Below are 381 nucleotides of genomic sequence, written 5' to 3'. Positions count from 1 at the left end.
TCTGCGTCTGCTGAACCTTTATTCTGCGGTCTTTGGTGTCATTCTGGCGTGTTTCCTGCGATACCACTTTTTCTACATTCTGCCTATGTACTGTCTGTGTAGGCTGGGGTGCTTTCTTATCAGAAGCACCAGAAGATAACGGACGCTCTTTGATAACATTTGTCTTGACTGGCTCACTTGCTTTCGGAGTTGGAGCTGTGGCTGGGCGTTTGACTTCCTGCATTTTTTCAACACTCGGCTTTGGAATGGTTGAAGCTGTGACTGGTCGCTCATGGGGACGGGTAGCTCCCGTTGTCGCTGATCCGTCAGCCTTTCGCTGTACCTGCCTTGCTTCTTGTGCCTTTTGAAGCTCCATACGTTTGTCAGCGATATTTTTCTTAC

Annotated in this window: 1 pseudogene; it reads right to left on the bottom strand. The window is 48.8% G+C overall.

Annotation, left to right across the window (positions count from 1 at the left end):
* Nucleotides 1–381, bottom strand: a pseudogene (locus DWW13_RS19595) (YtxH domain-containing protein); the annotation flags it as partial.

Source organism: Blautia sp. AF14-40 (assembly GCF_003479665.1).
GTDB classification, from domain to species: domain Bacteria; phylum Bacillota; class Clostridia; order Lachnospirales; family Lachnospiraceae; genus Fusicatenibacter; species Fusicatenibacter saccharivorans.
This window is presented reverse-complemented; position numbering and strand designations above follow the sequence as displayed.